16 protein-coding genes are annotated in these 20,785 nt (G+C 64.3%); 4 read left to right on the top strand and 12 right to left on the bottom strand.

The genetic code is table 11. The annotated features are described in order from the left end of the window. Nucleotides 1-3: 3 nt before the first annotated feature. The 6 genes from ACRYLT_RS06400 to ACRYLT_RS06375 all read right to left on the bottom strand — a co-directional run bounded on the left by ACRYLT_RS06400 (nucleotide 4) and on the right by ACRYLT_RS06375 (nucleotide 9,676). Nucleotides 4-1,305 carry an NAD(P)/FAD-dependent oxidoreductase gene (locus ACRYLT_RS06400; RefSeq protein WP_482663269.1) on the bottom strand — a complete coding sequence of 434 codons (1,302 nt, stop codon included), beginning with the start codon at nucleotides 1,303-1,305 and terminating at the stop codon, nucleotides 4-6. 149 nt (nucleotides 1,306-1,454) lie between these two features. Next, nucleotides 1,455-2,345, bottom strand: coding sequence for a bile acid:sodium symporter family protein (locus ACRYLT_RS06395; RefSeq protein ID WP_482663268.1), 891 nt, complete (start codon nucleotides 2,343-2,345; stop codon nucleotides 1,455-1,457). A 7-nt stretch (nucleotides 2,346-2,352) separates the two neighbouring features. Continuing rightward, the gene (locus ACRYLT_RS06390; protein ID WP_482663267.1) at nucleotides 2,353-2,832 is read right to left on the bottom strand and encodes a DUF3830 family protein; all 480 of its coding nucleotides are present in this window, start codon (nucleotides 2,830-2,832) and stop codon (nucleotides 2,353-2,355) included. Beyond that, nucleotides 2,829-4,505, bottom strand: coding sequence for a DUF885 domain-containing protein (locus ACRYLT_RS06385; protein ID WP_482663266.1), 1,677 nt, complete (start codon nucleotides 4,503-4,505; stop codon nucleotides 2,829-2,831). Before ACRYLT_RS06385 ends, ACRYLT_RS06390 begins: the two co-directional genes overlap by 4 nt. Next, nucleotides 4,506-6,755, bottom strand: coding sequence for a prolyl oligopeptidase family serine peptidase (locus tag ACRYLT_RS06380; protein ID WP_482663265.1), 2,250 nt, complete (start codon nucleotides 6,753-6,755; stop codon nucleotides 4,506-4,508). 50 nt (nucleotides 6,756-6,805) lie between these two features. Next, nucleotides 6,806-9,676, bottom strand: coding sequence for a TonB-dependent receptor plug domain-containing protein (locus ACRYLT_RS06375; protein WP_482663264.1), 2,871 nt, complete (start codon nucleotides 9,674-9,676; stop codon nucleotides 6,806-6,808). Nucleotides 9,677-10,115: 439 nt separating this feature from the next. Here ACRYLT_RS06375 and ACRYLT_RS06370 point away from each other — a divergent pair, with 439 nt between their 5' ends. The 4 genes from ACRYLT_RS06370 (at nucleotide 10,116) to ACRYLT_RS06355 (ending at nucleotide 16,169) form a co-directional block, all read left to right on the top strand. Then, complete coding sequence (locus ACRYLT_RS06370) at nucleotides 10,116-11,810, top strand: DUF885 family protein (RefSeq protein WP_482663263.1); 1,695 nt, start codon at nucleotides 10,116-10,118, stop codon at nucleotides 11,808-11,810. Between the two features lie 28 nt (nucleotides 11,811-11,838). Next, on the top strand, nucleotides 11,839-13,008 hold the full coding sequence (locus tag ACRYLT_RS06365; protein ID WP_482663262.1) for a pyridoxal phosphate-dependent aminotransferase: 1,170 nt from the start codon (nucleotides 11,839-11,841) through the stop codon (nucleotides 13,006-13,008). Nucleotides 13,009-13,046: 38 nt separating this feature from the next. After that, a complete protein-coding gene (locus tag ACRYLT_RS06360) occupies nucleotides 13,047-14,732 on the top strand; it encodes a DUF885 family protein (RefSeq protein ID WP_482663261.1) in 1,686 nt (561 codons plus the stop codon). Nucleotides 14,733-15,026: 294 nt separating this feature from the next. Next, on the top strand, nucleotides 15,027-16,169 hold the full coding sequence (locus ACRYLT_RS06355; protein ID WP_482663260.1) for a sigma-54 interaction domain-containing protein: 1,143 nt from the start codon (nucleotides 15,027-15,029) through the stop codon (nucleotides 16,167-16,169). A gap of 9 nt (nucleotides 16,170-16,178) precedes the next feature. Here ACRYLT_RS06355 and ACRYLT_RS06350 read toward each other — a convergent pair whose 3' ends face one another. Genes ACRYLT_RS06350 through fliQ form a run of 6 tightly spaced genes read right to left on the bottom strand, consistent with a single transcriptional unit; the run spans nucleotide 16,179 to nucleotide 20,785 of the window. Continuing rightward, the gene (locus ACRYLT_RS06350; protein ID WP_482663259.1) at nucleotides 16,179-16,580 is read right to left on the bottom strand and encodes a flagellar export chaperone FliS; all 402 of its coding nucleotides are present in this window, start codon (nucleotides 16,578-16,580) and stop codon (nucleotides 16,179-16,181) included. A gap of 32 nt (nucleotides 16,581-16,612) precedes the next feature. Continuing rightward, nucleotides 16,613-18,223, bottom strand: coding sequence for a flagellar filament capping protein FliD (gene fliD, locus ACRYLT_RS06345; RefSeq protein WP_482663258.1), 1,611 nt, complete (start codon nucleotides 18,221-18,223; stop codon nucleotides 16,613-16,615). A 58-nt stretch (nucleotides 18,224-18,281) separates the two neighbouring features. Beyond that, on the bottom strand, nucleotides 18,282-18,533 hold the full coding sequence (locus ACRYLT_RS06340; protein WP_482663257.1) for a hypothetical protein: 252 nt from the start codon (nucleotides 18,531-18,533) through the stop codon (nucleotides 18,282-18,284). Between the two features lie 51 nt (nucleotides 18,534-18,584). Then, nucleotides 18,585-19,724, bottom strand: coding sequence for a flagellar type III secretion system protein FlhB (gene flhB, locus ACRYLT_RS06335; RefSeq protein ID WP_482663256.1), 1,140 nt, complete (start codon nucleotides 19,722-19,724; stop codon nucleotides 18,585-18,587). 3 nt (nucleotides 19,725-19,727) lie between these two features. After that, nucleotides 19,728-20,510: a flagellar biosynthetic protein FliR gene (gene fliR / locus ACRYLT_RS06330; protein WP_482663255.1), complete on the bottom strand. Its 783-nt coding sequence runs from the start codon at nucleotides 20,508-20,510 to the stop codon at nucleotides 19,728-19,730. Beyond that, the gene (fliQ, locus tag ACRYLT_RS06325) at nucleotides 20,507-20,785 is read right to left on the bottom strand and encodes a flagellar biosynthesis protein FliQ (RefSeq protein ID WP_482663254.1); all 279 of its coding nucleotides are present in this window, start codon (nucleotides 20,783-20,785) and stop codon (nucleotides 20,507-20,509) included. Before fliQ ends, fliR begins: the two co-directional genes overlap by 4 nt.

Genomic DNA, 20,785 nt, shown 5'->3' with positions numbered 1-20,785 from the left:
GTCTCAATCGGAAAGATAGGCCAGCGTCATCATGGCCTTGGGCAGCCGCGCGGCCGCCCGGTAGAAGGGAAAGGGCTTGGGCCTACGCGGACGGACCGAAAGTGCCTCGAATTCCCCGGTGGCAAGCGCCTCGGCAAGCTCGATGCCGATCGCGCTGTTGAGCGCAAGGCCGCGGCCGTTGCACGCCTGGATTGCCAGAACGCCGTCGCCAAGATCGTAGATCTCGGGAAGAAAGGACGCATTGATCCACGCCACCCCTTCCCAGACGCTCTCGATCTCAACGGCCTCGAAGCCCTGGAAGTAGCGGGCCAGGCGACGCCGCGCCTCGTTCCGCCGGGCTTGATCGCCACGAACCAGAAAGGTCTTCGGAAAGGCCGAGATCAGCCGGCCGGCGCCGTCATAGCGTGCGGAAAAGATGTAGGGCGACTTGTCGGTGAAGGCACCGCCGCGCGGCAGCACCTTGCGGCGGAGCTCCGGGTCCAAGGGGGCGGTCGCGAATTCGAAGACATGGAGCGGCAAGGCCGCTCGGCGCATGGCCGGGTGAAGCCCGGAATTTCCACCATTGGCGGCCAGGACGATCCGGCGCGCCCTGATCGTTCCGGCCGGCGTTCGCGCATGCCAGCGACTCCCGACCTGGACGAGACCTCCGACTGGAGTCTGGACATGGAGCCGCGCCCCGGCGGCAAGGGCGGCTCGGGCGAGGCCGCGCGCATAAGCAAGGGGATTGAGCCAGCCGCCTCGAGCGAAGTGAAGGGCGCCGCAATAAGCGCGAGAACCGAGGCGACACTGAGCTTCGAGGCCGTCGATCACGGCGACGTCGAAGCCTCGGGCGCGCCACTGTTCGGCCACCTCGCGCTGAGCGGAGGCGAGGCGATGCGTATGGACCGGCGTGTAGAAGCCTTCCTGGCGGGCGTCGCAGTCGATTTCGTGGCCAGCGACGAGATCGAAGCAGATCTGCGCGGCCTCCCCGACCAGTCGAGTCATTCGCTCGCCGGCCGCTCGGTCGCCCAGCGCCTGGCCGATGCTGGACGGGCTGTGGCGGATATAATCGGGCGCGATCAGACCTCCGCTCTGTCCGGTTGCGCCGCTTCCCACCTGCTTTGCCTCGACCAGCAGCACGTCGACGCCTCGTTCAGCGAGGTGCAGCGCGGTCGAAAGTCCGGCGATGCCGCCACCGATGACCAGCACGTCGGTTTCGGCATTGTCATCCAGGGCCGTCAGCGCCGGACCGGCCGGCGCTGTCGCCGACCAGAGGGTCGTGGCCGAACGGGCGAGCTCTTCCAGGGGGCCGCTGCTCCAGAGCATCACTGCCGCCCTTGCCCGAGGAAAGGTTTGCAGCGTGAGGAAGCCGTGCCGAAGGGTGACTGCAACCCTCCGAGAGCCGGGTGTATCTGCAATGTCATCGAACTAGACTGTCCCTTGGCGTCCGCCCTCGCGGCCGGACGTATTGCATCCTAGGCCGGCGCGGCGACCGCCTCCGGTCTTCGTCGCGCGGCCGCGACAAAGGCCAGGACGACGAGAAGCGCGACCGGCGTGTTCATGATCATCGGCAGCGACATCTCGTTGTTGCCGACGATCGAGACGGCAATGAAGATGGCCGTCCCCTCCTGGCGCATGAGATGCTCGATGCCGATGGCGATATTTTCGCGCCGGTTGAGTCCGGCGAAGCGGATGAGGGTCATGACGATCGCGAGCATCGCCACGTTGAGGCCGACCGTGATCCAGAAGAGTGCGCCGAGATTCTCGCGAAGAACCGGCGCCTGGTCGAACAGGATGAAGCCGAACGCGGTGAACAGCACGATCGTCGCGGCGCGCTTGATGTGCCCCTTGCTCCTCAAGGCCAGTTCCGGCCGCAGGGCGCGGATCAGGAAGCCGGTACCCGCCGGGAGCACCGTGATGGAGAAGATGTCCCAGAAGAATGAGGCAAGCGGCACTTCGATGTCCGCCTCCAGGCCCATGAAATGCGAGATCGCCAGATGGGCATAGAAGGGGACGACGAGCACGTAGATCATGCTGAGCAGCAAAGTCATCGACATCGACAGAGCGAGGTCGCCCTTGGCCATGTCGGTGAACAGGTTCGAGAGCATCCCGCTCGGCGTGGTGGCCAGCAAGATGAAGCCGACCGCCAGGGCCGGAGTCGGCGCGAGGGTGAGAGCGATGACGAGTCCGAGCAATGGCGGCACGATCAGCATCGAGCAGATCCCGATGATCAGCGCCCGCTTGTTGCGGAACACCTGACGGAAGTCGTCGGCGACGAGAGACAGCCCCATCGAGAGCATCACGCAGACGAGCGAGCCCGGCAGGAGCCAGTCTCCGATCAGCGCCATCAGGTCGGAATATTGCATCGGCGCCTCAAGCTTCTTCGATGGTGAGGGTGCAGGCGCCGTTGCGGCGGATAGCCTTCATGTCGGCCTGCGCCTTGGAAAGATCCTCCTCGACGATCCGGGCGCAGACATTGGCCTTGATCCAGCCGAACGGCATCAGCAGGCGCCCGCCAGGGCCGTAGAACAGGCCGATGTCGTAGAAGTCTCCGGGTGGCAGGCCAGTGACACTCCCTGCAGGAAGATAGGCGAGCACGATGTCCCCGACGCCGGGATAGGACGTCGCATTCTCTTGCGGGATCGGCGGGCGCGGCATGTCGGCGGGAAGCGTCGAGGAGGGCATCGGAACGGAGATTTCCGGGCCGGTCCAGATGGCATGGATCGCCTCGAACGACGCCCGCCGGGCGGCGAGTTCGCGGAGAAAGGCAGAGGAGGCCGGAGCCTGATCTTCGAGCAGCTGGCAGCGAGCGGAAAGGCCGGATCGAGGCTCGACGAAACGGACGTAAGTCATGGGTTGGTCGCCCCCGCTGCCAAGGTGAGATACTCCTCCTTCTGCAGTGCGATCGGAACGTTCCCGTTCTGCCAGAGATAGTCATGGAAATGACGAAGGCTGAAGCGCTCGCCGAGCCGGGTCCGAGCCTCGGCGAGGAAATCCAGGGTCTGGAGCTTGCCGATCTGATAGCTGATCGCCTGGCCCGGGGCTGCGGCGAAGAAGACGGCCTCTTCCTCCGCCGTCGCTCGATCCATCGGCACGGCTGACTCGAGATAGTCCGCTGCCTCGTCGATGGTGAATTCGCCCAGCGCCAGCTTGACGTCGACCTCGACCCGAAGGGCGCGAAGCCTCGCGAAGCTGTAGATGATCTCGCGAGTGCGGGGAGAGTCGTCGAACAGGCCAGCCTGAAGCATCATCTCCTCGGCATAGAAGCCGGTGCCCTCGTTGGCGGCGCTGTCGTAATAATGACGGCGAAGCGGATTGGGATGCCGCCAGCTCATGGTCAGCTGGAGAAAATGGCCAGGAACTCCCTCGTGGACGATGATCGGACGCGGATCGCGAGTGATCGACAGATTGAAGTAGCCGAGCGAAGGTGATGGGTCAGGAAGATAGACGGTCGCGTTCTGACCGACCCGGGCCTGGCTGGTGAGATCGAACGTCCGGCCGAGCCAGCCGATCGGCGCGAGATAGGGGGGGAAGGGCATGGCGTTGTAATGACCGGCCCAATCCGGAACGGTGAGCAAGTCCTGCTCGTCGAGGAAGCGGCGGACCCGGAGTTCGTCGGCGTCGAGCCGAGCGGCGACGGCACCGACGGAAGGTCCGATCGGCAGCTCCGGCAGGTCACGATTCCGGTTCTGCTCCAGCTCCTGGAACTGAACGGTGCGCGCCCATTCCTGCCGGCCCATGATCAGAAGTTGCTCGGGCGTGTAGGGATAGAGCGCGACCTCCTCCAAGAAGAAGCGGTAGCCTTCGCGCCCAATCGCCGTCTCCAGGGGAAGCCCCGGCCGGCGCTCGACCAGAAAGGCGCGATACGCCTCGAAGGCGGCGAGAGCGCGGGCGATTGCGGATCGCATGCGCCGTTGCTGACTTGGCGTTGCATAGGCCTGCAGCCCGGCGGCCATCCCGTTGAGGCTGGTCGGAATTCGATCAAGACCGCTGATCGCGACATCGACGAAGGGACCGCGCATGTCGTCGAGATTCTGCCGTCCCGCGGCAAGCGTCGCCGGGATCCGTTCCAGCAGCCGGATCACCGTCTCGATCCGCGCGCGCTCCACCGGCGGCGGCGGCAAGAGCAGCTCGAAGATCGGGATCAGGGATTGGTCGACATAGAAGGAGGGTTGGCGGCGCCAGGCGGCAACATGGTCGAGTTCCCAGCGCACCCGTGCCAGCGCCGAGCCGACAAGCCGATAATCGACCCGTTCGCTGACCGTGGCCGGAGCATCGGCCAATCCCCGCCAGCGGGCTTCGAAGGCGGCGAGCTCCGCCTCGCGCGATCGTATCGCTTCCGCAGACCAGTCCGGCAGCCAGTCATCGGGGCGGACGATCCTCGGAATGTCGTCGCTGCTGTTGGGCTGGGTGCGCGCGCGCCACTCCCAGAAGTCGGCGCCGAGTTCCTGAACCGGTTGCGCCGACAGGGTTGCGGACGAGGCCAGGAGACCGCCGGCAAGGATCAATCGCAGCAACTTCAGCATCTATCGCTCCGGCCTGAGATGACGGTTGAAGAATTCGACCATCTTCTTGAAAGCGAACCGGGTTTGCGGAAGATTGTCACTGGCCCAGGCATGGTTTCCGCCGGGCAGAGTCACCAGCTCGAACATCTGATTGTTGGCGATCATCCGTTCGGCAAGCGCGATCGTGTCGGAATAAAGCACCACCGGGTCGCGGGTGCCGTGGATGATCATCAGCGGATCGCGCATCCCTTGCACCTGATAGAGCGGCGATTGCGCTTCATAGCGGGCGGGCATGTCCGGGCCTTCGGGAGGGCCCATGATCCACATCTGCGAGGGATAAGCGTGCCAGACGTTGGTCGCGGGCGCTCCGGCAATGCCCGCCGCATAGACTTCGGGTTTCTTGGCAAGCGACATGATCGTCATCAACCCGCCATAGCTCGACCCCCAGATGCCGACCCGCTCAGGGTCGACATAGCCTTGCGCGACCAGGTGGCGAACGCCGCTCTCCAGATCGTTGATGTCCGTCTCGCCATAGCTGTTCAGCTGCCCATGGGTATGGGCGCGGCCCTGTCCCCAGCTTCCGCGAATGTTGACGTTGAGGACGATATAGCCCTGGGCGACGAAATACTGGTCGATCCCCCAGGTCGGGTGGGCCCGCCGCCCGCCCCACTGATTGCGGACGGCGTCGGAGTAGACCGAGCCGACGATCAACGGATAGCGGCGAGAGGGATCGTAATTGGCCGGCAGGCTGAGGCGCCCGATCAGGCGGGTGCCGTCGACATGGCTCGGAAACTCGACATAGCCGATATTCGCCCAGGTCTGCCGGTAGAATTCAGGTTGGGGCGAGCGGGTGACCTGGACGGCCCGGCCAGGGCGACCAAGGTCGATCAGGTAGAGTTCGGGCGGAGTTGCGTCGTTCGTGAAGAAACTCGCGACGTGGCGGAAATCCGGTGAATAGGTCGGAACATGGGTTCCGGCCGTGCTCGGGCTTATCCGCTCGATTGGGCCGCCCGAGAACGGCACGCGATAAAGTTGTCGCTCGGGAAGATGGGACTCGTTGGCGACGAAGTAGAGCCGACCATTGCGGGCATCGACTTGGAAGGATTCGATCTCCCATTCGCCGCGAGTGATCTGGCGGGGGGCGCTCTGCGCCGTTTCCTGATGGTAGAGGTGAAGGAAGCCATCGCGGTCGGTGAGAATGACGAGGCCCCGGTCTCCAGGTGCCCAGGCAACCTTCCAGTCCGGCCGGATGTGGCGAGGGTCATGTTCCTGGTAGAATGTTTCCCGCGCTCCGGTAGCCAGGTCGAAGACGTAGATCGTGTGATGCTTCACCTCGAGATCGGAACTGTTGACGAACAGCCTCCGGCCGTCGCTCGAAAGCCCGAAGCCCCAGATGTGGTGCTTGTCGTCCGGCCGCTCGAAATAGCGAATCTGAAGCGTTCGAAGATCGGCCACGCCGACCCGTGCGCGGGTCGTCTCGTCACCCGGGAAGGCTCGGATCACGCGATTGTTCTGAAGCTCTCCACGCGCATGATAATAGATGTCGCGTTCCGGCATCGCCCGGTCGTCGGATTGCTCGAAGACGATTGCCTGGCTGTCGGCGGACCAGTGATAGTCCGAAACGTAGACTTTGGGATCGTCCGATCCGACGATCCGACGAGCGGTCGAGTCTCCGGGCTGGCCGATCTCCCGTGCCCAGAGATTGCCGCCGAGAGTGACCCGGTTGCGCGGATCGACCGGATTGCCGGAAATGAAGGCCAGGGTGCGGCCGTCCGGCGAAACTGCCAGCCGGCGAATGGCGCGCTTGTCGCGTTCGACCTGAGCAACCGTTCCGTCGGCTTCCCGGATGTGGAGCTTTCCGTCGAGAACGAAAGCGATCCGCCCGCGGTCGAGGAACACCGCTTCCGCGATTCCCCGCTCCTCGCTCTCCGGCCGCGAGTTCCGACCGTTGAAGGTCAGCCGTGTCCTTCGACCGTCGGCAAGCGAATAGACCCAGAGGTCGCGAAAGCTGTAGCCCTCCTCGTTCCAGAGGAAGAGAAGGCGCCGCCCATCCCTTGACCAACTATAGCCTTCCGGCGTGGTCCCGACGAGGCTGCGATACTGGTAGAGCTCATCGATCGACAGACTGGTTCCAGGAACGGCCGCTGTCCCGCGCGCCGGGGCGTGGGTAGACGCCCCGGCGCTCTGTGCCTCGGCCTGGCCAGGGACATTCAGGCCGAGACACAGCAGGATCGCGGCGAAAGCGCGGACGAGGAAATGGTTCATCATCATCAGTCACTATCCTGGGACAGCGGCGTTCGGCTGTCGACCGTCACCCATATTCAGAAGTTGGCGGTGAACCCGGCCGTGAACCGCCGGCCGATGGCATCATAGGTCTGCCGCTCGTAGAGCTGGAATGGCGGATCCCGGTCGAACAGATTGTCGATCGTCCCGTAGAAGCGGAACCGCTCGCTCACCCGGACACTGGCGCTCAGGTCGAAATAGTGGACATCCGGCGTTTCCGGCACGGCCAGCAAGGGAGGGGCCGAGCCGGTCGAAATGGCGGCGGCAAATCGACCATCCCTGGCCGAACCGATGAAGCGGTGGCGAAGCGAGAGCTCATATTCGTCCAGGCTCCAGGTCAGGCGCTGGGTGAAGCGCCAGTGCGGATTGGCACTGCCGCAGCTGCCGCCGCCAATATATCCGGCGCAGTCGATCGGATTGAGGACCGGGCTGCTGGTCGTCTCGTTCTCGAAGAGATAGGCGCCCGCCAGGAAGTAGGCCAAGCTGCCGATGCGGCCGATGTCGCGGCGATAGTCGAGACGGAAGTCGATTCCCGAGGCGGTGATCTCGGCAATGTTCTGGTTCAGCAGCGGCACGTCCTGGAGCTGACCGTCCGGTGTTCGGGTCCGCAAGGGCGCGCAGAACGGGTTGGCGAGCGAGAGGTTGGAACGGCAGGCATTGATCGTCGGCTGGAGGCCGCCGCCGAAGACGGCAATCGCGTCGCTGATTCGGATGTTGTAGTAATCGACGGTGATTTGCAGGTTCGGAACGAAGGCCGGGCGGAGAACCGCGCCAACCGACCAGGTGTCTGAGGTCTCCTCCTGGAGGTCCGGATTGCCGCCGGTGATTGCGCGGATCTGGACATTCTCCTGCTGGAACACGTCGATGATGCTCGCAGGCACGCCGAGCTCGAGACAGAAGGCGCGTTCCGCGGCGGTTCGGGTCGGAGTCGCATTGCAGAAGTCGGTGGCGAGCGGAGCCGTGTTGGTTGCGCCCGAGTAGAGCTCGGTGATGTTCGGAGCGCGTACGGCCCGCTGATAGAGGCCGCGGAATTTGAGCCCGCGAACGGGCGAATATTCACCGCCCAACTTGTAGGAAACGACGGAGCCGGCGGTGGAATAATCGGAGTAGCGCACGCCACCTTCGAAAGCGAGAAGCTCGACTCCGGGCCGGTCGGCAAGGATCGGAACATAGATTTCGGCGAAGGCCTCCTTGACGTCGTAGCTTCCGCCCGTGGGCTGGAGTCCGGCGGAACGGGAGATCGCCTCGCCCAGCACGTAGAGCTGGTCAGGCTGGAACCGCGCCGATTCGCGTCGGTATTCCGCACCGATCGATATTCCGACGTCTCCGGCCGGCAGGCTGAAGAGGGAGCCGGTTACGGAACCGCCGATCTGGGTCTGGCGAACCCGCGTGATATTGGTGAGGTCGACATTATAGTAGGCGACCATCTCCGGCGTCAGCGTATTCAGCCCGAAGGGATTGATGACCACGCATTGCGGGTCGCCATTCGCGCAGCGGGTGGGATCGTTGGGATCGGTGAGGAACATCGCCGCAAAGCGGTCGATGAGGATTCCGCCGCCCTGCTCGTCGGTAAGGTCGTTTTCCCCGTGATTGAAGAACATTTCCCAGTCGAGCCGATCGGTGAGGCCGCCGCGCAGGCCGACGACTCCGCGCCAGAAGTCGCGTGTCTGGTCGCTGGTCCGAGGTCCCGACTCCAGCACTCGACGGTTGATGTTGACCGGCACGAGGCCGTCGCCATCGGTGTCAAGATTGGTGCTGAGGAAGTCGCGAAGCGACGCCGGCAGATAGGGATTGCGCAGATCAAGTTGGAAGCCGGGGATGAAGCCGGAGCTGCTCATCGGCAATGCGCCGAGGGTCGAGTTCACGCGGTTGCGCGCGTAGGTTCCCTCCCAGAACAGGGTGATATCATCCGCGACATCGAAATGCCCCAGCACGGCGCCTTGAACGCGCTCCAGTGGGAGCTGGAGATTGTTGAAGGGCCGATCGTTGAAGCCGTCGCTCGCGCGATAGGCGCGCCAACCTTCAGGGGCGAAGAAGATCCCTTGCGGGCCGATCCTGTTGCCGAACTGATCCGTCAGGCCGACCAGCGATGGCGAGAAGAGCGTCCCCTGCGGTGTTACCGCATTGCCGCCCGGAACGAGCACTCCGACGCCGTTCTGAACGGCGTCAACCAGGAAGAGGGTTGCATGGTCCCGAGCGCTGCCGAAGACCTGGGCGCGATTGAAATAATTGGCGTAGAAGACGACGTTGCCCCGCCCGTCGGCGAAATTCCCGCCGATCGTCAGATCGACATTGTAGCGGGCGGCGTCGCCCCGGCTTGAAATGCCGGCCTGGGCACCGACCTCGACCCCTTCAAAGTCGTCCTTCATCACGAAGTTGACCACGCCCGCCATCGCGTCCGATCCGTAAACGGCAGAAGCACCGCCGGTGACGACGTCCACACGGCTGATCAGCGCCGGCGGTATCATGTTGATGTCGACGACGCCGTCCTCACCCGAGCCGACGATCCGCCGGCCGTTCATCAGCACCAGGGTTCGCACCGTGCCGAGATTGCGAAGATTGACGGTCGCGGTGCCGTTTCCGGGATTGTTCGATTGCGACCCGAAGCCGGCGACGAACTGCGGCATCGAGTTGAGGATCTGCTCGGTCTCGTTCGCCGCGGTGAGCCGGATCTCCTCCTCGCCGATCACATTGACCGGGCTGTTGGAAACCACATCCGGTCGCGGAATGCGCGAACCGGTTATGACGATCGATTCCTGCTCGCCGGCGGCGGCCGTCTCGATCTCCGGCTCGACGGCCTCTTGCGATTGAGCCAAGGCCGGACTGGCCGCCATTGCGACGAGGAGAATCGCCGAGCTCGCCTGAAGAGTCCTGCGCCTCGTCGAAACCCGATTCGATCCCGTCATCATGCTCCCTCCCGTCACAACGATTGATATACTTTTTGAGTGAAGATACGCGTGATTTTGAGCATAACTGATCAGACGGATCAAGCGGAATTGACACAAAAGTGAAAAATCGGCTCATCTCAGCGAATTGGCGGGTGTCGGAGCTGAAACTCGCTTCGATCTGGTCTTGCGCTGGAGGCGAGGACCGGGGTCTGTTAGGCCCGTAGGCGGCGTACGGCGACGGCGCGAGGCTCAATCGCAGCATTCGTGACGATATCCTTCCCGACTCCACCCGTTCGGATGGCCGTTCAGGGCTTGCCCACGGCGAGTGAACGGCGACTTTTCCAAAAGACCCGATTGACCTGCGCGCAAGACTCCCACAATGTGCATAATCATATGAATCAGGTTGGACTGGACGCGCAACGAACGTGCAGCCGCCCTGAAAGCAGGAGAGGATCAGCGGATGGCAAGAATGTCGGCAATGTTCGTGGCGATCGCGCTTGGATGTACGGCACTGACTCCGTCCCATGCCCTCGCCGGTTCGGCTCCGCCGGCCGTCCGGCAGGCAGGTCCACCGAACGGCTCCGGCACCTATGAGGAGTTCACCGCGCTCTTCGCGGAATTCCATTCCTGGCGAACGGCGCGCCCCGCGGACGGCGTCGTCGACTATAGCCCCGCTGCCGTCGAGCGCCGACGCCAGCAGCTGAGCGCCTTTCAGTCGCGCCTGCCGAACTTCGGCGTGGCGAATTGGGACCGTCACCAGCAGGTCGACTATCTCGCCGTCCGCGCACAGATGGACCTGGAGGACTTCACGCTCAACGTGACCCGGCCATGGGCGCGCGACCCCGGCATGTATGTCGATGAAATCCAGCGCCTCGCTTATACCGAGCTGCCGCTCGAAGGCGATCCGCTGGCGACGTTCCGAACCCGTCTCAGGCGCGTTCCGGCCTATCTCGCCCAGGCCCGGATCAATCTCGATTCGGTTGCCGGAGACTATGCTGATCTGGCTATCCACAACCTCTCCAATGGCGACGGGGTCGGGCACGGCATGCCCTATCGCGCGGTCGAGCCGGCCGGACTTGTCGGCTGGTTCGCTGATCTGCGCGGCCGTGCCGAGCGTCAGCAGCCGGAACTGGTCGCGGAGATCCGCGCCGCCGAACAGGCGATCGAAGAGTTCCGCCTATGGCTGGTCGAAAACCGCCCGCGGATGACCGCGCAGGCGGGTGTCGGACAGGCCGCCTATGACTGGTTCCTGACGAACGTCCGGTTGATGCCCTATACATCCGACCAGATCCTCGTTCTCGCCCAGCGCGAGCTCGATCGTCATTGGGCTTTCTACACGACCGAACGGCACCGCAACCGCAACCTGCCCGAACTCGAGATCGCCCGGTCCGGCGAGGAATATGAAGCGCAGCTCGCCGGCACCGACGCGATGATCCGCCGCTGGCTGACCGAAGCAGAGATCCTCACCATTCCCGACTACATGCCTCGGACCTATCAGGAGATGGGGTACAACGCCCCCTGGATCGTCCGTCCCAACGGGCCGATGTTCTGGGAGCAGATCCAGTTCCGCGACGCCTCCCCGGATCATCTTCATGCGACCTTCCCCGGGCATCGCTTCGACGGCCATGCCGCCGCTCGGATCCGGCACCCGATCCGAGCTCACATCTCCGACAGCGGCCGAACGGAAGGCTGGGGTTTCTACCTGGAAGAGACGGCGCTTCAGCTTGGCCTTTTCGACGACCGGCCGCGCACGCGCGAGCTGATCTACATCTTCGGCCTGTTCCGCGCCGCCCGAACGATCGGCGATGTGAGGATGCAACGCAACGAAATGAACGTCGAGGAGGTGATGAACTTCTGGAAGGAATGGACTCCCTATCTCGACGACAATGTCGCGCGAGTCGATGCCGCCATCTACCTGCGCCGCCCGCCAGGCTATGGCATGACCTACACGATCGGGATGATGCAACTCCAACGCCTGCTCGTCGATCGCCGTCGGCAGCTCGGCGACAACTTCGTGCTCAAGGACTTCCACGATTATCTGATGAGCGCCGGCCGGCTGCCCGTGTCGCTGCTGCGCTATGACCTTACCGGCCATGACGACGAAATCAGGCGACTTTGGTCCCACGTGCCGCTGTCGCAGATCCGGCGGAACTGATGGCCGACCTCAAGCGGAGATCGATTCGATGAAATGGCCTGCGCAACGCCTCGCGGCGAGTTCGAAGAAGAGCTTCGGCATGTACGAACAGGCAGCCGAGCTCGAAGCAGCGGGGCTCGATCTCATCCACCTGGAATTCGGCCGGCCGCATGCCGACACGCCTGCACACATCAAGGCTGCAGCCAAGGCTGCGCTCGACTCCGGGATCGTCCATTATGGCGACTTCCGTGGGACCCGAGCCTTCCGCGAAGCGCTCGCTGGCAAGCTCCGGGACTTCAACAAGCTCGATTATGGGGCGGACGAGGTGCTGGTCACCAACGGCCTCACCCACGCTTCGTTCGCCGCGTTCATGGCTGCGGTCGACCCGGGCGACGAGGTGATCCTTCTCGATCCCTATTATCCGCAGCATGTCGGCAAGATCGAACTGGCCGGCGGGCGCGTCGTCACGGCCAAGCTCGATGTCGCCGACAATTTCGCCATCTCCAAGGCGGCGATCGCCGCGAAGATCACGCCAAGGACGCGGATGATCGTGCTGGTGAATCCGGCCAACCCGACCGGCCGGGTCTATTCCCGCGCCGAGTTGGAGGCGGTGGCCGAGCTCGCCATCCTTCACGACCTTCTCGTCCTGTCGGACGAGGTCTACGAATATATCACCTACGACCAGGCGGAGCATGTCAGCATCGCCAGCCTGCCGGGAATGCGCGAGCGGACGATTACCTGCTTCGCCTTCACCAAGGCCTATTCGATGGACGGCTGGCGGATCGGCTATCTTGCTGCCGACGCGAAGCTCATTCCCGCCATCCTGCGAATCATCATGACGGACGTCACGCATGTGAACGTCTTCGTTCAGGAGGGCGCGTTGGCCGCCGTCACTGGTCCGCAAGAGCCGATGAAGGCCATGGTCGAAGCGGATCGGCGCAAGCGGGACATCGTCGTTCGAGCGCTCAACCAGATGCCGGGAGTCACCTGTCGGGCACCGGAAGGGGCAATCTACGCCTTTCCCGACATCGCAGCGACCGGCCGAAGCTCGGCGGACTTGGCCACGGCGATCCTCAACGAAGCTCATGTCGTCGTTGAAGCCGGCTCCTTCTACGGACCGGGCGGCGAAGGCCATTTGCGAATCTGCTTCGGCTCGGAATCCGAAGCACGGGTGGCGGAGGCGATGAACAGGTTGAGCCGATTCTTCAATCAACTGTGAACCCGGCAGCGCTGCCGCGGACAGGGGGGAGGAAAGACATGGTCAATTCACGGGCCCTTCGATCGGCGATGATCGCTCTGCTGCTGGCGACCAGTCCATCGGCCGCCCAAACGGGGGCTCCGGCTGCGCCCGCAGCACCAGGCGCCGTTCAGCCGGTGCCGGCCGGCTATGAGGCGCTAGTTGCGCTGTATCGAGACTTCCGGGCCTTCGTTCCCCCGATGATGCGGGACGGCGTTCCGGATTACTCGCCCGCAGCCATGGCAAGCCAATATTCAGGGCTGCAGCAGTTCATGGCGCGTCTGCGCGCGATCGACGACAGCGCATGGCCCATTCCGTATCGAGTCGATTACATGCTGGTGCTTGCGGAGATGCGGGGGCTGGAGTTCCAGCATCGGGTGGTGCAGCCCTGGAGGCGCGATCCCGCCTTCTACAGCACCACCAATCTCGGCTTCGGGCCGAAGATGCATGGCGCCTTCAGCATACCGGAGCTTCCCCTTGCGGCGGATCAGGCTGCCGCGTTGGGCGCGCGGCTCGCTGCCGTTCCGGAAGCGCTGCGTCAGGCCAGAGCCAATCTTACCGACCCGCGCGGTGATCTGGCGCGACTGGGCATCCAGCAGAAGCGGATCGAGGTGAATGTCTTTGCTCGTCTCGCCGAGGCGGCACGAAACCACCATCCTGAACTCGTCGAGCCCGCCCTCCGGGCGCGGGATGCGGCGGCGGATTTCCTCGCCTGGCTTGAAGGCATTGAGGGATCGCTGCCCGCCCATGGCGGGGTCGGGCGCGACAATTACGACTGGTACCTGCGCCACGTGCTGCTGCTTCCCTACACCTCTCGGGAAATCGAAACGATCGGCGAGCGCGAGTATCAGCGAATGATCGCCTTCCTGCGGATCGAGGAACATCGCAATCGTGGCCTCCCCGAACTGCCGATGGTTCGGACCCGCGCCGAATTCGACGCCAAGCGCGAGCGCGAGGACAATCAACTGCTCGCCTTCCTCAGGGACGGTGAGTGGGTGACTATCCCCGACTATGTCCGGCACGATCCCGAGGAAGGTCCCTATATCCTGCCGGCCGACCGCGATCCGAGCCGCCCCGGCCTTTTCGACGATCCGGAAGGCGTCCACTTCTTCTTCCAGACGGAGTTTCGGGACGGACTGCCGCTTCGCGCCCACAATCTGCCGGGACACGCCTTCGACCAGCTTCAGGCGGCGCGGGATGCCCGGCCCATCAGGGGGCAGCGCCGGCTGTTCTTCGTCGACGGAGTCCGCAACGAAGGCTGGGCCTTCTACCTGGAAGAGATGATCCTGCAGGCCGGGCTACTCGACGATCGCCCCCGAACCCGCGAGATCGATTATATCCTCGGCGCCAAGCGCGCCGCCCGGGTCGTCCCGGAGCTTCGGATGCAGGCCAATGAATGGACGTGGGCCGAAGCCAATGCCTCGCTGATCAGCCGCACGCCGCGATGGATGCGCCCGGGGGACTCGATCGCGCAATTCGACATCGAACTCTATCTGCGCCAGCCCGGCTATGGCATCGGCTACTATATCGGCAAGGTAGAGCTGGAACGGCTTCTCGCGGAGCGCTCGATGCAGCTCGGCGACGAATTCGACCTTCGCGCCTTCCATGATCAGTTCCGAGCCGCCGGAGCGATTCCGATTTCCCTGATCCGCTGGGAGATGACGGGCCGGGACGATGAGGTCAGAACGCTTCGCGGCGACTTCTGAAATCAGGCGAGAAGCGAAGGGGTCGGCAGCCGATCTCCGACGCATGAACCATCACGAGTGGATCCGCGCCTTCGCATGGGCCCCGGCGCCTTCCGGGCCCCGCTCCCCACGTCTTGCCGGTCCGGCCGCGGCATTGGTTAACCGCTGAGCGCAAGGAATCCCCCCGCGGCGAACGAGCGCGCTGACGCGTGCGAGCGGCAATCGGCTCGCCAACCGTAAATACCATTAGCTCGCCGTTAACCATTTGGCTTCATCAACAAGCCCGACAAGTTCATTGCCTTCGGGGGGAACCAAGTGCCTGCGCAAGCTTCATCCCACATTGCGGGGAATGCCTGTCCGACTGTCGCGGCCCCTGGCGAGCTTCGGCCGAGCAACCCTGCCGACGCCTTGATCGTCGGGGACAGTCCCGCCATCGCTGAAATCCGCTATCTCGTTCGCCAGGTCGCGCCGAGCGACGCTTCGGTGCTGATCACCGGGCCTTCGGGCAGCGGCAAGGAAGTCGTCGCCCGTGCGATCCACCAGGAGAGCCGCCGCTCCGGCGAGGCTCATGTGGCCGTCAATTGCGGCGCCATTCCGCGCGACCTGCTGGAATCCGAACTGTTCGGTCACGAAAAGGGATCGTTCACCGGCGCTCACGCACAGCATCGTGGCCGCTTCGAAGAAGCCGATGGCGGCACCCTCTTCCTCGACGAGATTGGCGACATGCCGGCGGAAATGCAGGTGAAGCTGCTCCGGGTCCTCGAGGAGCGCTCCGTCCAGCGCATCGGCGGTCGCGGCCAGATCGCGGTCGACACCCGGATCATTGCCGCCACTCACCGCGACATCGACCGCGCCATCGACGAAGGCCGCTTCCGCGAGGATCTCTTCTACCGCCTAGCGGTCTTTCCCATCGACATCCCGCCGCTCGCGGAACGGGTCGAGGACGTCCCGCTGCTCGTCCGCCATTTCCTCGCTCAACCGAAAAACAAGGGTTGTGGCGTGACCTTCTCGAAGGGGGCCATGGACCGCCTCGTGGCCCACAAATGGCCGGGCAACGTCCGCGAACTCCGCAACCTGGTCGAACGCGCAGGTATCCTGTTCCGCGGCCGGATCGTCGGTGCCGAGCAGGTCACCGCGCTGATGATGCGTCGCGGTCGCGTCAGCGCCGCCGAACGCGCCGCCCTTTGGGAGGCGACCGACCGGATGGCTCCGGCTGAACCGGTAGTCGTTCCGCTCCGGCCGCAGGCGGGGACTTCCGCGGAGGGCGACTCACTGCCGCCGCTGGACCATGGTCAGCCGGTGGCGCTTCGGTCCATGCTCGCGGAAATCGAGCGCCGCTATATCGAGCAGGCGCTCGAACTATCGGGCGGAGTGATCGCCGATGCGGCGCGCCTGCTGTCGCTGCAGCGGACGACGCTCATCGAGAAACTGCGCAAGTACGAGCTCAAGGCCGCCTGAAGCCGACGGCTAGCGATCGCTCCTGCCGATCGCCTCCCACGCGCCGGCGATCTCGCCGATCATCGTGCGTGCATTGGAGATTGCCTCCACATCGTTGCTTCCTCCGCCGACGACGAGCAGCCGGCGCGCTTCGCGATAGATGGCCGCAAGTCCGGTGGCGATTTCCCCGCCCTTTTCGAAATCCAGGCTGGTTTCGAGTGCCGTGAGGATGGAAAGGGCACGGGCCTGCGACTGCCCGCGCTGCACATAATCAATGCGCCGGGCGGCGACGATCATCGCATCCATCGACTTCAGCAACTCCTCGAACATGACCTGGACCAGCTGATGAGGGCTGGCGCCTTCGATCCGGCTCGTCAGGTCCACGTTCTTGTACTGGGCACGGGCGCCGAACTGTCCCCGGGGAACGAACATCACTTACTCCCAATTCGAATCGGTCGGCCGCGTCAGCCGCGGTCGTTGGTCCACATCTTGATCTGCTGGTCGAGGTAGGATTGGGTCGCCTGGAAGGAGGAGACCTGCCGCTCCATCGAACTGAACGTCGTGAGCAGCTGATTATAATATTTCTCCGCCCGTCGCTCCATCACCTCACGCTCCTCGGCCAGTTTCTTCGCCTCGGCCGCGAGCCTTTCCTGGGCGGTCGCGAAGACACCGCTGCGGGAGCGAAGCGAATCGCGCAGCGACTGCAGCGCACCTCCCAGGCCGGGGTCGATCGTCACCGTGGCGCTGCCGACGGCTCCGCCGACACGGAGGATGAGACCGACCGCAGGGTGGCCCGGCGGAGCCACGAGATCGCCACCCGAGGAAATGAAATCCACGCCGTCGATCTTGCCGCTGGCGCCGCTTCCGGTGTCAGGAAGCACGTCGGTGATCGTGTAGACGCCCGGCTTCACCTTGCCGACGAGGCTTCCGATCTGGATCAGCGGATTGTCGGTATATTGCGACGGGTTGAACATTGCCTCGACACCGTCCGGATCGTTGGCGAGGATCTCCTTGAGCCGGAACGTGTCGACGGAGAGCGTTCCGTCCCGATTGGTGCGAACGCCAAGTTCCGCGAGCGTCTGCGGCCCCGTGCCCTGACTGGTCAGGATGGTCGACGGGATCTTGGCAAGCTGGCGCTGCAGTTCGCGGACCGCCAGGTCTCCCCTCAGGGGTCCGCCGCTACCACTGGTGCCGGGAGCGGTGGCTTCGGCGATCAGCTTCTGAAGCTCGTTATAGGCAAAGGCGAAATCCTGAACCGCCTGCTCGATCTCCGCTGTCGGACGGGTGACTCCGACGGAAACGATGGTTCCGGGGGCAGCGCGCTTGAGATCGATCTTCACGCCCTCGATAAGGTCGCTGAAGCTGTTCGACGTGCGGGTCACCTCGACTCCGTCGAGCCGCACGATCGCGTCCTGGGCCTGAACGTTGCGGGTCATCTCGCCCGGAACACCGCTGCCATAGGTGAACCGTTCGAGGCCCGAGGCGGTGCCGTCGGGCACGCTCATCGTGAAGGCCTGCGCTGCGCCGGTGGCACCCTTGACCACCAGTCGCGCGCCGGAAGCGTCGGTGAGAACGCTTGCGGTAAGACCGGCGCCGGAGTCGTTTATCGCCTTGGCGAGCCCGTCAAGATTGTCATTGTCGGGACCGATCGTGACGGTGAAGGTGCCGCTTGCCGTCTGAAGGGTAAGCTCCCCCTGGCCGACCGGGTCTGTCCGGCTGGGCAGAAGCGCGGAGGAGACGGTCTGGGCCTGGGCGAGCTGCACCACTTCCACCGAGGCGGAAAGGCTTCCGAGGCGCGATCCCGGAATGGCGGACCCGGTGAAGATGCCGGTGTCGGAAATGTTCGGCTGGCTGAACAGGCTTCCACTCGAGATGAGCGAAGTCAGCGCACTGGCGAAGGAGTCGATTGCCTGGCTCACTTCGGCAAGCTTGGAGACCTTGGCCGAGTTCAGCTCCTCACGGCTCTTGATCAGCGCTTCCTTGGGACCCTTGGCGGCCGCGGCGAGATCGTCGACGAGCTTCTTGATGTCGATTCCGGAGCCGATGCCGAGCGCATTTCCGATCGAGCTTGTCATTGGCCGTGCCTCCGTCTCATGAATTTAACGGCCAACCGCACCTGAAATTTAGCGGCTCTCAGCTCTTGAGGATCCGCAGTGCGGTGGCCGCCAGTTGCGACTGAGCGCCAAGCGATCGGGCCGGCTCGGAGCGTATCAGTCCCGCAACTTCCAAGGCGCTTTCGGCCTGATCCCGGGCGATCGAGGCACGCAGTTCCAGCGCCACCTGTTCGACCCAGGGGTCCACCGGGGCGCCGCCGCGCTCCGCGGCGATGATCAGCTCTTCGATCTCGTCCAGCGCAGCGCATAGTCTCGCCCTCTCGTTCGCCACGCATGGTCCCCAATCTGCCTTCAGACGGGTAACGGCGCCTCTGCTCCATCCTTAAGCCTCCGGCCGGCCCTGAGCGTCGAAGCGCACATCCGGCGGAACGTCGACCACCGGCGGCTTCGCACCGGACGCGAGCGCAGCTTCGAGATTGAAGACGAAGGCGAGGATCGTCGCCACCGCCAGATAGAGGTCCTCGCGGATCACCTGTCCAGGCCGACTGGTGAAGTAGAGGGCTCGGGTAAGCTGCGGATAGCTGAGCATCGGCACCTGATGCTCGGCCGCCAGCTCGCGGATCGCGTCGGCCGTGGCTCCGCGTCCCTTGGCAATGACGATCGGCGCGGCATCCTCGCCGGGCTTGTAGCGCAGCGCGACGGCAAAATGGGTCGGGTTGGTAAGCACCACCGTGGCTTCCGCGATCGCTCCACGGGCCGAGTTGCGAAGCACCTCGTGCTGACGCCGGCGAATGGCGGCCTTGAGCTCCGGAGAGCCCTCGGTCTGCTTGTGCTCGTCCTTGATCTCCTGTTTGGTCATCCGCAGGCGCCGGGTGCGCTGGACGATCTGGGCCGGAACGTCGATCAGGGCGATGAGGACGAGAGCGGCACCCATGATCAGCACGGCGAGCACGAGCGTGTTGCCGACATTGGCGAGCGCGGGCCGAAGGTCGCTCGAGCTGAGGCCGATCAGCGAACGCGCCTCGCTCATCACCAGCCAGATGCCGAGGGAGCCGAGAAGAAGCACCTTGGCGATGGACTTGGCCAGTTCGATAAGCCCCTGCAGTCCGAAGATGCGCTTGATCCCGCTGAGCGGATTGAGCTTGTTGCCCTTGAAGGCGAAGGCCTTGGCGCGAAAGCCGAGCGAACCGAGCATGGCGGGCGTTGCGACTGCCGCCACCAGAGTCAGCGCGAACAATAAGGCGACCGGAAGAAGGACGATTCCCACTAGCCGCAGGATCGCCGCCCCGGGATCGAAATTGCGTAGATCCGAAGCCTCGAAGGTCAAGCCTTCCACGACCATCGTTCCGAGCGCATCGATAGTCATCGGTCCGGCAAGGGCAAGCCAGATCGCGCCGCTGACCACGACCAGTGCGGTCCCGAGTTCGCGGGACTGGAGAACATCGCCCTTTTCCGACGCGTCGCGCTTGCGCTTCGGAGTCGGAGCCTCTGTTTTCTGGTCCTGATCGGGCGTGTCGGCCATGGCTCAGCCGCCCATCGCCAGCCGGCGCGATTCCTCGAGACCGAGACGGATCGCGCCGAGCAATCCCTCGCCCATGACCGGCGCCGCGATGGCAAGCAGCACAAGTCCGGCCATCAATGCGGCGGGGAAACCGACCGCGAACAGGTTCAGCTGCGGTGCCGACCGCGACAGCATGCCCATCACCACCTGCACCAGAACGATGGCGAAGCCGACCGGCAGGGCGATCGAGAGGCCGGCAGCGAACAGGACTCCGCCGAAGAAGACGAGGCCGCGAATGCTTTCTGCCGTCATCCAGGCATCCCCCGGCGGAAGAGCCCGGTAGCTTTCGACGATGGTGGCGGCGAGCGCCAGATGGCCGCCGATCGACAGGAAGAGGAAAGTGGCAAGGATCGAAAGGAACTGACCGAGCACGGGATTATTCTGGCCGCTCGACGGATCCATCATCGCCGCGAAGCCGAGGCCCATCGCATTTCCGATCAGTTCGCCGGCAACAAGGGCCGCGGAAAAGCCGATCTGGACGGCGAAGCCGATCGCAAGACCCGCCATGACTTCGCCAGCGACGAGAAGGAATCCTTCCACCGAGACAAGTCCGTCATCGGGCAGAGTGAAGCCGGTGATGCTGAGCGCGGGGATGCCAAGAGCAAGGGCGACGATGAGCCGCAGTTGCACGGGAACGAAGGTGGCGCCGAAGACCGGTGCAGCGAGGAGAGCCGCGCCGGGCCGGATCATGGCGACGAGCCACAACCAGAGCTGCGCCTCGACTCCTGCGAAGCCGGCCGGAATCATCGCGTAATCTCGGGGATCCGGGCGAAGATGTCTTGGGTGAAGTCGGCGAGCAGCATCAGGATCGCGGTCCCGAACAGGGCAAGGCAGACGGCAACCACGATCAGTTTCGGAACGAAGCTCAAAGTCGCCTCGTTGATCGAGGTCGCCGCCTGCACCATCCCGAGCACGAGGCCGGCGAGAAGCGCAGGGATCAGGATCGGCGCGCAAGCGAGTGCCAGGATCCAGAGCGCCTGCTGAGCAACGCCGATGAAATAGTCGGGATTGTCGGCGACCAT

It is taken from the genome of Sphingosinicella sp. SM1-17, assembly GCF_056821765.1.
Note: the sequence above shows the minus strand (reverse complement) of the source record. Positions and strands in the feature narration are given on the sequence as shown.

Coding starts and splice junctions, on each gene's coding strand:
- ACRYLT_RS06380 (WP_482663265.1), bottom strand. CDS start 6,755: ATGATGATGAACCATTTCCTCGTCCGCGCTTTCGCCGCGATCCTGCTG.
- flhB (WP_482663256.1), bottom strand. CDS start 19,724: ATGGCCGACACGCCCGATCAGGACCAGAAAACAGAGGCTCCGACTCCG.
- ACRYLT_RS06350 (WP_482663259.1), bottom strand. CDS start 16,580: ATGTTCGTTCCCCGGGGACAGTTCGGCGCCCGTGCCCAGTACAAGAAC.
- fliR (WP_482663255.1), bottom strand. CDS start 20,510: ATGATTCCGGCCGGCTTCGCAGGAGTCGAGGCGCAGCTCTGGTTGTGG.
- ACRYLT_RS06395 (WP_482663268.1), bottom strand. CDS start 2,345: ATGCAATATTCCGACCTGATGGCGCTGATCGGAGACTGGCTCCTGCCG.
- fliQ (WP_482663254.1), bottom strand. CDS start 20,785: ATGGTCGCCGACAATCCCGACTATTTCATCGGCGTTGCTCAGCAGGCG.
- ACRYLT_RS06360 (WP_482663261.1), top strand. CDS start 13,047: ATGGTCAATTCACGGGCCCTTCGATCGGCGATGATCGCTCTGCTGCTG.
- ACRYLT_RS06375 (WP_482663264.1), bottom strand. CDS start 9,676: ATGATGACGGGATCGAATCGGGTTTCGACGAGGCGCAGGACTCTTCAG.
- ACRYLT_RS06390 (WP_482663267.1), bottom strand. CDS start 2,832: ATGACTTACGTCCGTTTCGTCGAGCCTCGATCCGGCCTTTCCGCTCGC.
- ACRYLT_RS06365 (WP_482663262.1), top strand. CDS start 11,839: ATGAAATGGCCTGCGCAACGCCTCGCGGCGAGTTCGAAGAAGAGCTTC.
- ACRYLT_RS06370 (WP_482663263.1), top strand. CDS start 10,116: ATGGCAAGAATGTCGGCAATGTTCGTGGCGATCGCGCTTGGATGTACG.
- ACRYLT_RS06385 (WP_482663266.1), bottom strand. CDS start 4,505: ATGCTGAAGTTGCTGCGATTGATCCTTGCCGGCGGTCTCCTGGCCTCG.
- ACRYLT_RS06400 (WP_482663269.1), bottom strand. CDS start 1,305: ATGCTCTGGAGCAGCGGCCCCCTGGAAGAGCTCGCCCGTTCGGCCACG.
- fliD (WP_482663258.1), bottom strand. CDS start 18,223: ATGACAAGCTCGATCGGAAATGCGCTCGGCATCGGCTCCGGAATCGAC.